This is a genomic window from Pseudomonas sp. B7 (assembly GCF_016735645.1).
In the GTDB taxonomy this organism is placed as follows: Bacteria; Pseudomonadota; Gammaproteobacteria; order Pseudomonadales; family Pseudomonadaceae; genus Aquipseudomonas; species Aquipseudomonas glycinae.
Map to the genome: position 1 here is coordinate 176,691 of NZ_JAERRE010000009.1, position 13,085 is coordinate 189,775.

Consider the following 13,085-nt stretch of genomic DNA (forward strand, 5'->3'; position numbering starts at 1 on the left):
TGCGGTGGCCAGAAGTGACACGCAGTCTCTATTGAATCAGTGCGCGCCGGCGGCTTTGTTCAAATCACTCTCGGCCCACTCGGTATAGACGCAAGCATCCGCCGTCGCCCAACGCACCCGAACCGGATCCCCAGCCTTCAGCGGCATCCCCGCCGCCGACAATGCTTTCACGGTCATGGACGTGCCACCCGACGTCACCACACTGCAAGTCTGGCTCTCACCCAGAAACAACACCTCGACCACCTTCGCCGAAACCTCATTCCAGCCGGCCGCCAATGGCTCGTCATTCGCCTGCTGCACACTCAACGCCAACGCCTTCTCCGGACGCACCATCAGCAAAACATCCTGCTCGGTCTGCAATCCAGCGGTGAGACGGATCGACAGCGACTGCCCCTCAAAACTCGCCGCCGCATTGCCCTGCGCCTTGAGCTTGAGAAAGTTCGAGTTACCCAGAAACGAAGCCACAAACGCATTCGGCGGATTCTGATAAAGGTCATAACCGCTGCCGAGCCCGACAATCTTGCCGTGGCTGAAAATTGCGATGCGCTGGGACAGGCGCATGGCTTCTTCCTGGTCGTGGGTCACGTAGACGATGGTGATGCCGAGGCGGCGGTGCAGCTGGCGCAATTCATCCTGCAGGTCTTCGCGAAGTTTCTTGTCCAGCGCGCCGAGCGGTTCGTCCATCAGCAGAATGCGTGGCTCGTAAACCAGAGCGCGAGCGATGGCGACCCGTTGCTGCTGGCCACCAGAGAGTTGCGAAGGGCGGCGATGGGCAAATTGTTCGAGCTGCACCAGTTTCAACATCGCATCGACGCGCTTGTCGCGCTCGGCAGCCGCGAGTTTGCGGATCGCCAGCGGGAACGCGATGTTGTCGCGCACCGACAGATGCGGGAACAGCGAATAGCGCTGGAACACCATGCCGATGTCGCGCTTGTGCGGCGGCACGTTGACCAACGACTGGCCGTTGACCAGGATCTCGCCGCTGCTCGGCGTTTCGAAACCGGCGAGCATCGACAGCGTGGTGCTTTTGCCCGAGCCGCTGGAGCCGAGGAAGGTCAGGAATTCGCCGTCCTTGATGTCCAGCGAGATGTTGTCCACGGCCGCGAAATCGCCGTAGTGCTTGTTCAGGTTGCGCAGGCTGACCAGGGGTTTGTCGTTCTGCTGGGATGCGTCTTTGATCACGGCACTCATGTCGTACTCCTGGGCGCTCAGGCGCTGATTTCGTTGCGCCGGCGCAGGGCGGCGGCGATCACCATGACCAATACCGACAGGCCGATCAGCAGCGTCGAAGCGACGGCGATCACGGGCGTCAGGTCCTGGCGCAGGGTGGTCCACATTTTCACGGGAAGGGTTTGCAGGGTCGGGCTGGCCATCATCACGCTGAGCACCACTTCGTCCCACGAAACCAGGAAGGCGAAGAGGGCGCCGGCCACCATCCCCGGGCGGATCGCCGGGAACGTCACCTTGAACACCGCTTGCAGGCGTGACGCACCGCAGATCACCGCCGCGTCTTCAATCGACTGATCGAACAGCTTCAGCGAGTTGATGATCGAGATGATGGTGAACGGCAGCGCGACGATCACATGGCTGACGACGAAGGCGAACATCGTGCCGGTGTAGCCGAGCTTGAGGAACAGCGCGTACACCGCCACGGCGATGATCACCAGTGGCACGATCATCGGCAGGGTAAACAGGCCGTAGAGCATTTCCCGACCGGGGAAGCGTCCGCGCACCAGCGCAAAGGCAGTCGGTAAACCCAAGGCGACAGCGCAGATCGTGGTCAGCACCGCGACCTTGAGGCTGGCCAGCGCTGCGCTCATCCAGTCGGCGTTGGAGAAGAACTGCACGTACCATTTCAGCGTCCAGCCCGGTGGCGGGAACACCAGCCACTGGGACGAACCGAACGACAGCAGGACAATGAACACGATCGGCAACAGCAGGAACAGGCCGATCAACCCGGTGGTGAAATACAGGCCGAAGCGCATCCGGCGACTCATGGCATTGGGCGTCAGGAGCATGTTGGCTTACCTCGCGTGACTGGCGCCAACCGGGGATTCCGGCTGCAGCTTCAGGTAGACGTAGAACAGAACCAGCGTGATGACGATCAGCAACGCGGCGCCGGCGCTGGCCAGGCCCCAATTGAGGAACGACTGCACCTGCTGAATGATGAATTCCGGCAGCATCATGTTCTGCGCCCCGCCCAGCAGCGCCGGGGTGACGTAGTAACCGAGCGACATCACGAACACCATCAAGCCGCCGGACGCCAGACCCGGCCGGCACAGCGGCAGGAACACCCGAAAGAAGTTGGTCCACGGGCTCGCGCCGCAGATCGAGCCGGCCTGCAGGATCATCGGGTCGATGGCCTGCATGGTCGCCTGCAACGGCAGCACGATGAACGGAATCATGATGTAGCTCATGCCGATCACCACGCCGGTCAGGTTGTGCACCATTTCCAGCGGCTGATCGATGATGCCCATCGCCATCAAGGCTTTATTGATGACACCCGAAGCCTGCAACAGCACCAGCCACGAATAGGTGCGGGCCAGGAGGCTGGTCCACATCGACAGCAGCACGATGTTGAGGATCCAGCGGCCCCAGCCACGCGGCACCAGGGTGATTGCCCAGGCCAGCGGAAAGCCCAGCAGCAGGCTGAACACCGTCACCAATCCCGCTACCGAAAAGGTGTTGAACAGCACCCGGGCGTAGGCCGAGTTAGCGAACAGTTGCTCATAGTTGCCGAGGCCCGGCACCGGTTCCAGCACGCCGCGCAGCAACAAACCAATCAGCGGGGCGAGAAAGAACAGACCGAGGAACAACAGCGCCGGCGCGAGGTTGCCGGCGCCGCGCCAGCGTTGCTTGAGGGACGGGGCGTGCGCCATTGCACTCGCCTTGCCGGATGCCAGGCCGGCAGCGCTCGGGGCGCTCCCGGTGGCAGTGGAGGGACGGGATGCGGTGGCCGCCATTTTCATTTGACCAGCCATTCGTTCCACCGTGTCGCGATGGCCGGACCGTTCTTGGCCCAGTACGCGAAATCAAGAGTGATCTGATCCTTAGCGTAGGCAGTCGGCAGGTTCGGGGCCAGCGTCGAGTCCAGACGCGCCACGCTGTCGACGTTGACCGGGGCGTAAGCGGTCAGGTTGGAGAAGTCGGCCTGGCCCTTCGCGCTACTGGCGCTGGCCAGGAACTTCATCGCCGCGTCCTTGTTTTTCGAGCCCTTTGGCACCACCAGAATGTCGGCCATGACCAGGTTCTGTTTCCAGCTTACGCCGACCGGTGCGCCGTCTTCCTGCAGGGCGTGAATCCGGCCGTTCCAGAACTGGCCCATGCTCGCTTCACCGGAGGCCAGCAGTTGCTGCGACTGCGCGCCGCCGCCCCACCAGACGATGTCTTTCTTGATGGTGTCGAGTTTCTTGAAGGCGCGATCCAGATCCAGCGGGTAGAGCTTGTCGGCCGCTACGCCATCGGCGAGCAGGGCCAGTTCCAGTACACCGGGGCTCGGCCATTTATAGAGGGCGCGTTTGCCGGGGAAGGTCTTGGTGTCGAACAGCGCGCTCCAGTCCTGCGGCTTGTTGGCGCCGAGTTTGCCCTCGTTGTAGCCGAGGACGAAGGAGAAGAAGAATGAGCCGACGCCGTAGTCGCTGACGAAACGCGGGTCGATCTTGTCGCGCTGGATCTGTTTGAAATCGAGGGGTTCGAGCAGGCCTTCGGCAGCGGCGCGCAGGGCAAAGTCGGCTTCGACGTCGACCACGTCCCATTGCACGTTGCCGCTTTCGACCATGGCCTTGAGTTTGCCGTAGTCGGTCGGGCCGTCCTGCACGACGGTGATGCCGCTGGCCTTGCTGAACGGATCGGCCCAGGCCTGTTTCTGCGCATCCTGGGTGCTACCGCCCCAGCTGACAAAGTTCACACTCTCGGCGGCCATCGCGGCCTGACCGGTCACGCTCAGCAGTCCCGCGAAAAAGATCGCGGTTGCAGCTTTGTTCAACACCATTTTTACGCCCTCATTGTTGTGTTTTTGAGCGGGCTTGCGTTGTTGCCCGCCTGTCGGGAGCAGTAGCTGGACGGTTTTTCAGGTCGTCCGGTCTATGGAATATCATATTATGGTATTCCAAACTTTGTGCAAGCACTTTGCCTTACCGGCTATCTGGCGGCTTATGGTTTTTGAGGTGTTCGATGTGGGGATTTTGGCTGGATTTTAGATCCGACCCCTCACCCCAGCCCTCTCCCGGAGGGAGAGGGAGCAGATCTCTATGCTGTTCAAAACTCGAGTTCGACTCTGAGTTTCAGGTCGATGTATAGCGGTAAAACAACTCGGTCGGCTCCCTCTCCCTCTGGGAGAGGGCTGGGGTGAGGGCAGCATTAGCCGCTTGAAATGCAACATCGAATCACTCGGTAAACGGAATGCTCTCTACCACCTCAAGATCGTACCCAGTCAACCCGGCATACTTCAGCGGCGGGCCCAAGTGGCGCAGCTTGCCTACGCCCAGGTTCTGCAGAATCTGCGCCCCGGTGCCGACCTCCGAATAGATCCGCGATTGCGAGCGACTGAACTGTCGAGGCGGCTGAGTCAGTTGCGGAATGCGCTCCAGCAGCGCCTGGGACGACTCATGATTGGCCAGCACCACGACCACGCCATGCCCTTCGGCCGCGACCCGTTGCAGCGCTGCCCACAACGTCCAGTTTGTCGGCCCGCTGTACTCGGCGCCGACCAGATCGCGCAACGGATCGATCACATGCACGCGCACCAGCGTCGGTTCCTCACGGCGCAATTCGCCCATGACCATCGCCATGTGCACGCCGCCCTCGATGCGGTCCTCGAAAGTGATCAAACGAAAGGTGCCATGCACCGTCGGCAACTCCCGTTCGCCGATGCGCTCAATGGTGTGTTCGGTGCTCAGGCGATAGTGGATCAGGTCGGCGATGGTGCCGATCTTGATCCCGTGCTGGCGCGCAAAGACTTCCAGGTCCGGGCGGCGGGCCATGGTGCCGTCGTCGTTCATCACTTCGACGATCACCGAGGCGGGCGTGAACCCGGCCAGCCGCGCCAGATCACAACCAGCCTCGGTGTGACCGGCGCGGGTCAACACACCACCTTCCTTGGCGCGCAGCGGGAAGATGTGGCCTGGCTGCACCAGGTCTTCTGCGCGTGCGTTCGGCGCAACCGCAGCGGCCACCGTACAGGCGCGGTCGGCGGCGGAAATGCCGGTAGTCACACCGACCGCCGCTTCGATGGAGACCGTGAACGCGGTGCTGAATACGCTGCCATTGCTCGGCACCATTTGCTCCAGTCCCAGGCGCTGGCAATGATCGTCAGTCAACGTCAGACAAATCAGGCCCCGAGCCTCACGGGCCATGAAACTGATTGCCTCGGGCGTGCAACGGTCGGCGGCCAGCAGCAGGTCACCTTCGTTTTCCCGATCCTCGTCATCGACCAGCAACACCATTTTGCCAAGGCGATAATCTTCGATGATTTCTTCGATGCTGTTGAAGGCCATGCTGGACTCTCGATGTGGATGAAATTCGTGGTATACCATAATACAAAATCAACCAAGAGGTCACTATGAAGGCGTACTGGATTGCTCACGTGGACATCACCGATCCCGATCACTACAGCCAATACACCCAGCGCGCGCCGAAAGCGTTCGCCGAGTTCGGCGCGAAGTTCTTGGCCAGAGGCGGGCGCAGCGAAGCAATGGAAGGGCGGACGACGCCGCAGCGCAGCGTGGTGATCGAGTTCGACAGCTACGAGAAGGCGGTGGCGTGCTATCGCTCGGCGGCGTATCAGGAAGCGAAAAGCTATCGCGAGGAGTGGGCGCGGGCGGAGATCGTTATTGTGGAAGGGATGGCGCCGTAAGCGCTTGTTTACGATTCCAGAGGAACTGGCGAATCGATGGTGGCTGCGATCTTTTGATGCTCTTTTTCGTAATCAGAAGATCGCAGCTATCAGCGGTTAAGGGCTGTGATTCTTTGCTCAGGCTTGTGCTTGAATCTGCCGCCCTAATACATCCATTACATCACAGCCGTCACGAAGCAAAATCGCTGCTGCGTGGGCGAGTTGCTGCACATCGACACCCTTGGCAGCTGAAATATCCAGGCTGGCGAGGCTTTCCATCATCTGTGTAGCTGCCAAAAACCTGCTCGCCGCGCTGCTGTGCAAAACGTCCAGCGGTGCCAGTGTTGAGACCAGGAGCACTGGAATGCTGTCTTCGTTGTGGGTCATTGAAATGTGGGTATTCATACGCCAGCACCTGCCTGAAGATTGCCTGTGAAGGTTCTTCTCAGCGCTATCGACATATTGTCGACTAGGAATTGTCTGAGTCGATCGCGGCGAGTGTAGGGGATGAGTTCTATGGTCGATTCCGTCATGGGTGTAGCTCCGTAAGATCCAGTAGAGCTGCCACAAAAACGCCGTCAAACGAAATTGGGTGGCAACTGTGCGTGGGTTGACGGACCGGCTCTCACGGACACCGGCGCACCCGAAGATGCCCCGCGCACAGTCGCCATAAAGAATGCATCGGACACAGGAGTGCTCGAGCAGAGAAGGCTATGCACGTCGTGAGAAGATTACGGGCCGTCAAACCCGATCACGAATGAGTCGTGACAGGCGCGAGGATAGGGAGTGGGGCTAGGGCCGTCAACCAGCGGCACGCCGGAAAACGCAACCAGTCCTGTAAGCCGGTTCCGTTTCGTATTTTGCTCGTTCAGGAGTGATCAAGGATCGGTTACTATCCAGCCATTGTGACGTTCAAAGGAGAGAAACGATGGCAGGAAAGCCAGTCGCACGACTTGGAGACCCAGGAAGTCACGGCGGAAATATCACCACTGGATCGAGCCCTATTTTCGTTAACTCAATGCCTGTTGCTTTGGTAGGAGACACATATTCCTGCCCGGTTCACGGCAGTAATCCCATAACGACGGGTGCTCCTCACGTGTTCGGTCTGGGAAAAGATGTAGCACACGTAGGCTCGCAGACAGCCTGCGGAGCGACGATCACTGCCGGGTCTCCCGATACCTTCGTGGGTGAATCCGGTGGGGGGGCGCCCACTAGCTTTTTCTCGCAGTTCCTGAAAGAAAAGACGTTTGTCGAGTTTCAGTTGCTGAACGATAGAGATGAGCCTGTTGCCAACGAGGCGTACGAACTGACACTCCCCGATGGAACGTTGATGACAGGTGTCCTTGACGAAAACGGCTTCGTGCATGTTGCAAACATCCCTAGGGGAAGTTGCAGTATTAAATTCCCGAAACTTGAAGATACGGAACATCTTTAATGGTTCAGCCTACTAAAACTACCAGCACGACACAGGCAGCAAAAAGTACAGGCGCATCGGGGAAAACTACAAAAACCAACCAAGTAGTCGTGTCGGGTGCATATATGGAGATACTTGTGGGTGGCCCTTACACCCGTGACAAGGAAGAGCATCCTTTCGGACATGCTGCTTTACACGTAGTGGTTGGTTCTAAAGACATCACCTATGACTTTGGGCGCTATGGAAAAACCTGGGGGACGTTTGATAGCGAAGGGGAGGGAGTGCTGAACGTTTGGACATCCTTCAAAGCGTACATCTCGGGTGAGAACAGCTTGGGGCGCACAACAACTGGATTTGTTTATTTTTTGGATAGTGCAACCGCTGAGGCCGTTATCGCTCACTTCGACGGTATTGTCGCCCAGAAAAAGGAGCTGAGAAGAAAGACAGCAACGTCTGCGCGCTATGTATTGCCGTCCAACTATCATCCAACCACCAATAACTGCACAACTGTAACGATAGCGGGAGCCAAAATTTCGGGTAAGCCAATCGTGCAGAATCCGTCCAAATATAGCGAAATGCGTGGATTGTCATTCCTGGAAAGGCAGGCTGCGCGCACGCAGACCAAACCTCAGGACGGGATTTTCATGCCTGCGGATTTACAAGCCATGCTCGAAGGGAATACTGAGGCGCACTATGATAAAAAGAATGTTTACAAATAGGCAGATTGGCTTTTGGCTGACGGCGGCCTTATTTGTAAATGCAGTCTTTATGGCTTTTCTGATTTTTGGCGATACTGCAAAGGAACACACTATGAAGATGATTAAAACTAAAGAGCCACTGCTGATCGAAGGGCAAGGTGGCGATGACAATTACTATGTCCTGCCGATGGGAACAACGCTATATCACGATAAAAGCTTTCCTGAAGGGCACGATCGTTATGTTGTGTATCTGAATCACAAAGGTGCCATTGCCCACGAAGAAGTCCCAATGAAACCTGAATATGGCGGTTCTTTTATCGATCCTCTTTGGCTGGCCAATATTGATGCCGATACCTTGAAAGACATTTTCAAGCGTTTCCCGCTCTCCAAGAAAGACATCTCCGCTGCTCTCAAAGCCAATGAAATCACCAAAGATGATCTGGCGGATATTATTCGTGCGATGCCGGACTGAGCACCTATCTACCGAGGAATCGGGCCGGGCTCTGTATCTCTTGCAAGTGACGGCTGATCAACGCATGAAATGAATCTTGCCGCTGTCGTCATTGCCCATGTACATGCCATACACCCCGGCTTGGCGTTCCTCGATGTAGCGTTCGAGGATCTGCCGGATCGCCGGGTAGTAGATCTGCTCCCAGGGGATGTCTTCGGGGGCGAAGAATTTGCAGGCGAGGGTTTCCGGACCGTACTCGCCAGTGATTTCCAGCGCGAGTGCGCGGAAGATGATGTAGACCTCGCTGATCTTCGGCACGCTGAATATTGAATAAGGCGAGACGATCTCCGCGCGTACGCCGCTTTCTTCCCAGACTTCGCGCAGGGCGGCCTGTTCGGTGGTTTCGCCGCTTTCCATGAAACCGGCGGGCAGGGTCCAAGTGCCGGGGCGGGGGGGAATCGCCCGTTGGCACAAGAGGTATTTGCCGTCCTGCTCGATGATGCAGCCGGCGATGATCTTCGGGTTTACATAGTGGATGTAGCCGCAGCCGCGGCACATCAGGCGCTCGTGCGTATCGCCCGGCGGCACCTGCTGACCGAGGTCAGCGCCACCGCATTTCGGGCAAAAGCTCGGGCTGAACATGTCAGTGACCTATGCGCGGTTCTTTCAGCGCGATGGGCAGGGTGATCGGTGGAGTGGCGCCTGTCTCTTCCTGTTTGCGCTTCAGATAATCGAGGGCCACGGCAGCGGCGGCGCGAACGTGATCGACGCACGCCTGATGCGCCGCCAGCGGATCGCCGCTCTTGATCGCCTCGACCATTTTTTCCATTTCCTGGTTGCTCGCGCCGCGACGGTTTTCCTGTGACACCGACGTCGCCCGCAGGTAGCTGATGCGCGCCTGCAACTGACGCAGTTGAGTGGCCGCGACATGGTTGCCCGAGCCTTCCAGCAGCACGTCGTAGAAACCCTGCACCGAGTCGATCACCTGTTGCAGCTCGCCGTCCTTGAGCGCCTTGCGGTTCTCGTCGAGGGCTTTTTCCAGGGCCTTGATGTCTTTGGCTTTGGCGCGCAGGGTAAAGAGCTGAACGATCAGGCCTTCGAGCACGCAGCGCAGTTCATAGATGTCGACGGCATCGGCGAGGGTGATGATCGCTACCCGCGGGCCCTTGGCGTCGGCGAACGCCACCAGGCCTTCAGATTCCAGGTGACGCAAGGCTTCACGCACCGACGTACGGCTCACGCCCAGGCGATCGCACAGATCGCGCTCCACCAGGCGATCGCCCGGCAGCAGCTGGAAGTTCATGATGGCGCTTCGCAGTTTATCCAGCACGATTTCGCGCAGGGTGACGGGGTTGCGATTGACCTTGAAGCTGTCGTCGAGTGGCAGGCGTTTCATGGGGTCCGCTCTTTAAGGTGGCTGTCCATGCCAGACGGGCATCAAAACAGCCGAGGGGTTAACTGGAGGCCTCGGCGTCGGCTTCGGCGAAGGCTTCACGGGCGAGCCGGAAACTGTCCACGGCTGCCGGGACGCCGCAATAAATACCGACCTGAAGCAGAATTTCGCGTATTTGCTCACGACTCAGGCCGTTACGCAAGGCGCCGCGCACATGCAGTTTCAGTTCATGCGGGCGGTTGAGCGCCGAGATCATCGCCAGGTTGATCATGCTGCGCTCCTTGAGCGACAGACCCTCGCGTCCCCAGACGTGGCCCCAGCAGTATTCGGTGACCATTTCCTGCAGCGGGCGGGTGAAGTCGTCGGCGTTCTCGATCGAGCGCTGCACATAGGCTTCGCCCAGCACCTGGGTGCGGATCTTCAGGCCTTGCTCGTACTTTTCGTTGCTCATGTGTTTCTCCGCTCAACCCAGTGTCGGCAACGCGCCGAGCTTGCCCTTGTGATAGATCATCGGCGTCACCGGTTGCTCCGGCAGGATCAGGTTCTTTACCGCGCCGACGATGATCGCGTGATCGCCACCGTCGTATTCGCGCCACAGTTCGCACTCGATGATCGCCGTGGCCTTGGCGAGGATCGGGTTACCCAGTTCGCTCAAATGCCACTCGATGCCGTTGGCCTTGTCCTTGCCCTTGCCGGCAAAGGCGTAGGCCTCGGCGGTCTGGTCGGCGGACAGCAAATGGATCGCGAACTTCTTGCTGTCGCGCAGCACCGGGTAGGTGTCGGAGGCGTAGTTGGGGCAGAACAGCACCAGCGCCGGATCAATCGACAGCGCACTGAAGGCGCTGGCGGTGATGCCGACGATGCCGCCGTCCGGGTCGAGGGTGGTGACCACCGTGACCCCGGACGGAAACGAGCTCATGACGTCTTTGTAAATGCCGGGTTCGATCATGTCGCAGGACTCCTAACGCATCACAAACGGATCAGGCATCGGCGCCTGGGAGAGGTTGATCCACACCGTTTTCAGTTCGGTGTAGGCCAGCACCGAATCGATGCCGCTTTCGCGTCCATAGCCACTGTTCTTGAAGCCGCCGATCGGTGCCATGGCCGACACCGCGCGGTAGGTGTTGACCCAGATGATCCCCGAACGCACGTCCCGGGCCAGGCGATGGGCGCGGCCCAGATCGCGGGTCCAGATGCCGGCAGCGAGGCCGAACTGCGAGTCGTTGGCAATCGCCAGCGCTTCGGCTTCATCCTTGAAACGGATCACCGAAGCCACCGGACCGAACACTTCTTCCTGCATGATCTTCATCGAATTGCGGTCGCATTCGAACAGCGTCGGTTCGTAGAACCAGCCGTCACCGACGCCGCTCGGCCGCTTGCCGCCCAGACGCAGACGCGCGCCTTCGGCAATCGCATCAGCCACCAGACCCTCAACCACCGCCAGTTGCTGCGCGGTAGCCATCGGGCCCATTTCGCTGCTGTCGTCCTGCGGGTTGCCGATGCGGATGCGCTGGGCGCGCTCCACCAGTCGGCTGACGAACTCGTCGTAGATTTCGTCCTGCACCAGCAGTCGCGAACCGGATACGCAACTCTGCCCGGACGCCGCGTAGATCCCGGCAATCGCACCGTTGATCGCGCTGTCGAGATCGGCGTCGGCAAAGATGATGTTCGGCGATTTACCGCCCAGTTCCAGCGACAACTTGGCGAAGTTCTCGGCGCTGCTGCGCACCACATGTCGGGCCGTGGCCGCGCCGCCGGTGAAGGCGATCTTGCGGATCAGCGGATGACGGGTGAGTGCGGCGCCGGTGCTCGGTCCGTAGCCGGTGACGACGTTGACCACGCCCGGCGGAATCCCGGCTTCGAGGGCCAGGCGCGCCAGTTCCAGAATGGTTGCCGAGGCATGCTCGGACGGCTTGATCACAATGGTATTGCCGGCAGCCAGCGCCGGTGCCAGTTTGATCGCGGTCAGGTAAAGCGGGCTGTTCCAGGGAATAATCGCGGCGACCACACCCATGGCTTCGTGCACGGTGTAGGCGAACAGATCGGGCTTATCCAGCGGCAGGGTGCCGCCTTCGAGCTTGTCGGCAAGGCCTGCGGTGTAGTGGAAAAACTCCGGCAGATAACCGACCTGACCCCGGGTTTCGCGGATCAGTTTGCCGTTGTCACGGCTTTCCAGTTGCGCCAGTTGTTCCTTGTTTTCGGCGATCAGGTCACCGAGCCGACGTAACAGTTTGCCGCGCGCGGTTGCGGTCAAACCACGCCAGGCCGGGCTGTCGAAAGCAGTTTGTGCGGCCTGCACCGCGCGTTCGACGTCGGCTTCGTCAGCGTCGGGCAGTTCGGCCCAGGGTTCGGCCAGCGCCGGGTTGAGGCTTTCGAAAGTCTTGCCGGAGAGGGCGTCGACCCATTCTCCGCCGATGCACATCTGGAAGCGTGCGAGCGTCATGCAACGATCCCCTTTATATGGTTTTGTCGGGCGTGTGCGGTGTCGAGAAATTCCAGCAGCGTCTGGTTCACCAGCCGTGGCGACTCTACCGGCATCATATGCCGTTGCTCGGGCAGCACGGCAACCTTCGCGCCGGGAATGCGCGCGGCCAGTTGCTCGGCCATTTCCGGGGTCGATCCGGGGTCCAGTTCACCAGTGGCGATCAGCGTCGGCGCCTGAATGCTGCCCAGGTCGTCGGCGCGGTACATGTCCTGGGTGGCGAACAGTTCGTAGGTGGTCAGGTAGCCCTGCGGATCATTGCCGGCCAGGGTCTGGCGGATCGCAGCGATCTGCGCCGGGTTGGCCGCCTGATATTCGCGGCTGAACCAGCGCGACAGCGCCGCTTCGGCATTCGCGTCCGGCCCGTGCTCGGCGGCCTGCGCAGTGCGGGCGATGACCCCGGCGCGCTGCTCTTCGCTGCGGTTGAACACGCTGTTGAGCACCACCAGGCTTTTCAGGCGTTCCGGGTAATGCAGGGCAAACGCCCGCGCCACCAGACCGCCCATGGAAAAGCCGATCACCGATGCCTCGGGCAATTGCAGGTGGTCGAGCAGCTCCAGCAACTGATCGGCATAGCCGAGCAGGGCGGTGCCGCTGGCCGGTCGCGGGCTGGCGCCATGGCCGAGCATGTCGTAGGCGATCACCTGGTATTGCGTGGCCAGGCCAACGATCTGGCCGCCCCACATTTCTTTGTTCAAGCCCACGCCGTGGATCAACACCACGGGTTGGCCAATGCCTGTCGCCAGATAACTGGTGCCGGCCGGGGTGAGTTCAGCGGTGAGCCGAATCATGGAGCGCTCCTGCAATGCCTTTT

Annotated in this window: 16 protein-coding genes; 4 read left to right on the forward strand and 12 right to left on the reverse strand. The window is 59.8% G+C overall.

The window, feature by feature from the left end:
* Window positions 1–36: 36 nt before the first annotated feature.
* The 5 genes from JKA62_RS20660 to ribBA all read right to left on the reverse strand — a co-directional run bounded on the left by JKA62_RS20660 (window position 37) and on the right by ribBA (window position 5,495).
* A complete protein-coding gene (locus JKA62_RS20660; protein ID WP_201819199.1) occupies window positions 37–1,191 on the reverse strand; it encodes an ABC transporter ATP-binding protein in 1,155 nt (384 codons plus the stop codon).
* Between the two features lie 17 nt (window positions 1,192–1,208).
* Window positions 1,209–2,018, reverse strand: a complete 810-nt coding sequence (locus JKA62_RS20665) for an ABC transporter permease (protein ID WP_007957396.1) — start codon at window positions 2,016–2,018, stop codon at window positions 1,209–1,211.
* Window positions 2,019–2,024: 6 nt separating this feature from the next.
* A complete protein-coding gene (locus JKA62_RS20670) occupies window positions 2,025–2,969 on the reverse strand; it encodes an ABC transporter permease (protein ID WP_011334620.1) in 945 nt (314 codons plus the stop codon).
* Window positions 2,966–3,991, reverse strand: a complete 1,026-nt coding sequence (locus JKA62_RS20675; RefSeq protein WP_064597261.1) for an ABC transporter substrate-binding protein — start codon at window positions 3,989–3,991, stop codon at window positions 2,966–2,968. Before JKA62_RS20675 ends, JKA62_RS20670 begins: the two co-directional genes overlap by 4 nt.
* A 394-nt stretch (window positions 3,992–4,385) precedes the next feature.
* Complete coding sequence (gene ribBA, locus JKA62_RS20680; RefSeq protein WP_197868054.1) at window positions 4,386–5,495, reverse strand: bifunctional 3,4-dihydroxy-2-butanone-4-phosphate synthase/GTP cyclohydrolase II; 1,110 nt, start codon at window positions 5,493–5,495, stop codon at window positions 4,386–4,388.
* Window positions 5,496–5,560: 65 nt separating this feature from the next.
* Here ribBA and JKA62_RS20685 point away from each other — a divergent pair, with 65 nt between their 5' ends.
* Window positions 5,561–5,854, forward strand: a complete 294-nt coding sequence (locus JKA62_RS20685; RefSeq protein WP_201819200.1) for a DUF1330 domain-containing protein — start codon at window positions 5,561–5,563, stop codon at window positions 5,852–5,854.
* Between the two features lie 117 nt (window positions 5,855–5,971).
* Here JKA62_RS20685 and JKA62_RS20690 read toward each other — a convergent pair whose 3' ends face one another.
* Window positions 5,972–6,238, reverse strand: coding sequence for a short-chain dehydrogenase (locus JKA62_RS20690; protein WP_201819201.1), 267 nt, complete (start codon window positions 6,236–6,238; stop codon window positions 5,972–5,974).
* 523 nt (window positions 6,239–6,761) lie between these two features.
* Between JKA62_RS20690 and JKA62_RS20695 the strand changes: the two genes are divergently transcribed.
* The 3 genes from JKA62_RS20695 to JKA62_RS20705 all read left to right on the forward strand — a co-directional run bounded on the left by JKA62_RS20695 (window position 6,762) and on the right by JKA62_RS20705 (window position 8,417).
* Window positions 6,762–7,268: a PAAR domain-containing protein gene (locus JKA62_RS20695; RefSeq protein ID WP_074688595.1), complete on the forward strand. Its 507-nt coding sequence runs from the start codon at window positions 6,762–6,764 to the stop codon at window positions 7,266–7,268.
* The gene (locus JKA62_RS20700) at window positions 7,268–7,966 is read left to right on the forward strand and encodes a hypothetical protein (protein ID WP_052912742.1); all 699 of its coding nucleotides are present in this window, start codon (window positions 7,268–7,270) and stop codon (window positions 7,964–7,966) included. The genes JKA62_RS20695 and JKA62_RS20700 overlap by 1 nt, the downstream gene beginning before the upstream one ends.
* Before the next feature lie 91 nt (window positions 7,967–8,057).
* Window positions 8,058–8,417 carry a hypothetical protein gene (locus JKA62_RS20705; RefSeq protein WP_236676608.1) on the forward strand — a complete coding sequence of 120 codons (360 nt, stop codon included), beginning with the start codon at window positions 8,058–8,060 and terminating at the stop codon, window positions 8,415–8,417.
* Between the two features lie 57 nt (window positions 8,418–8,474).
* On the opposite strand, the gene JKA62_RS20710 is transcribed toward JKA62_RS20705, so the two are convergent.
* From JKA62_RS20710 to JKA62_RS20735, 6 genes are read right to left on the reverse strand one after another with little or no spacing between them, the layout of a single operon-like run.
* Complete coding sequence (locus JKA62_RS20710; protein WP_011334615.1) at window positions 8,475–9,038, reverse strand: NUDIX hydrolase; 564 nt, start codon at window positions 9,036–9,038, stop codon at window positions 8,475–8,477.
* A gap of 1 nt (window position 9,039) precedes the next feature.
* On the reverse strand, window positions 9,040–9,792 hold the full coding sequence (locus JKA62_RS20715; protein ID WP_201819202.1) for a GntR family transcriptional regulator: 753 nt from the start codon (window positions 9,790–9,792) through the stop codon (window positions 9,040–9,042).
* A 58-nt stretch (window positions 9,793–9,850) separates the two neighbouring features.
* Window positions 9,851–10,240 (reverse strand): carboxymuconolactone decarboxylase family protein, encoded by a 390-nt coding sequence (locus JKA62_RS20720; RefSeq protein WP_007957404.1) that lies wholly within the window; start codon window positions 10,238–10,240, stop codon window positions 9,851–9,853.
* 12 nt (window positions 10,241–10,252) lie between these two features.
* Window positions 10,253–10,738 carry a flavin reductase family protein gene (locus JKA62_RS20725; protein ID WP_007957406.1) on the reverse strand — a complete coding sequence of 162 codons (486 nt, stop codon included), beginning with the start codon at window positions 10,736–10,738 and terminating at the stop codon, window positions 10,253–10,255.
* Window positions 10,739–10,750: 12 nt separating this feature from the next.
* Window positions 10,751–12,232 carry an aldehyde dehydrogenase gene (locus JKA62_RS20730; protein ID WP_085603065.1) on the reverse strand — a complete coding sequence of 494 codons (1,482 nt, stop codon included), beginning with the start codon at window positions 12,230–12,232 and terminating at the stop codon, window positions 10,751–10,753.
* Window positions 12,229–13,062, reverse strand: coding sequence for an alpha/beta fold hydrolase (locus JKA62_RS20735; protein ID WP_201819203.1), 834 nt, complete (start codon window positions 13,060–13,062; stop codon window positions 12,229–12,231). Before JKA62_RS20735 ends, JKA62_RS20730 begins: the two co-directional genes overlap by 4 nt.
* Window positions 13,063–13,085 lie beyond the last annotated feature (23 nt).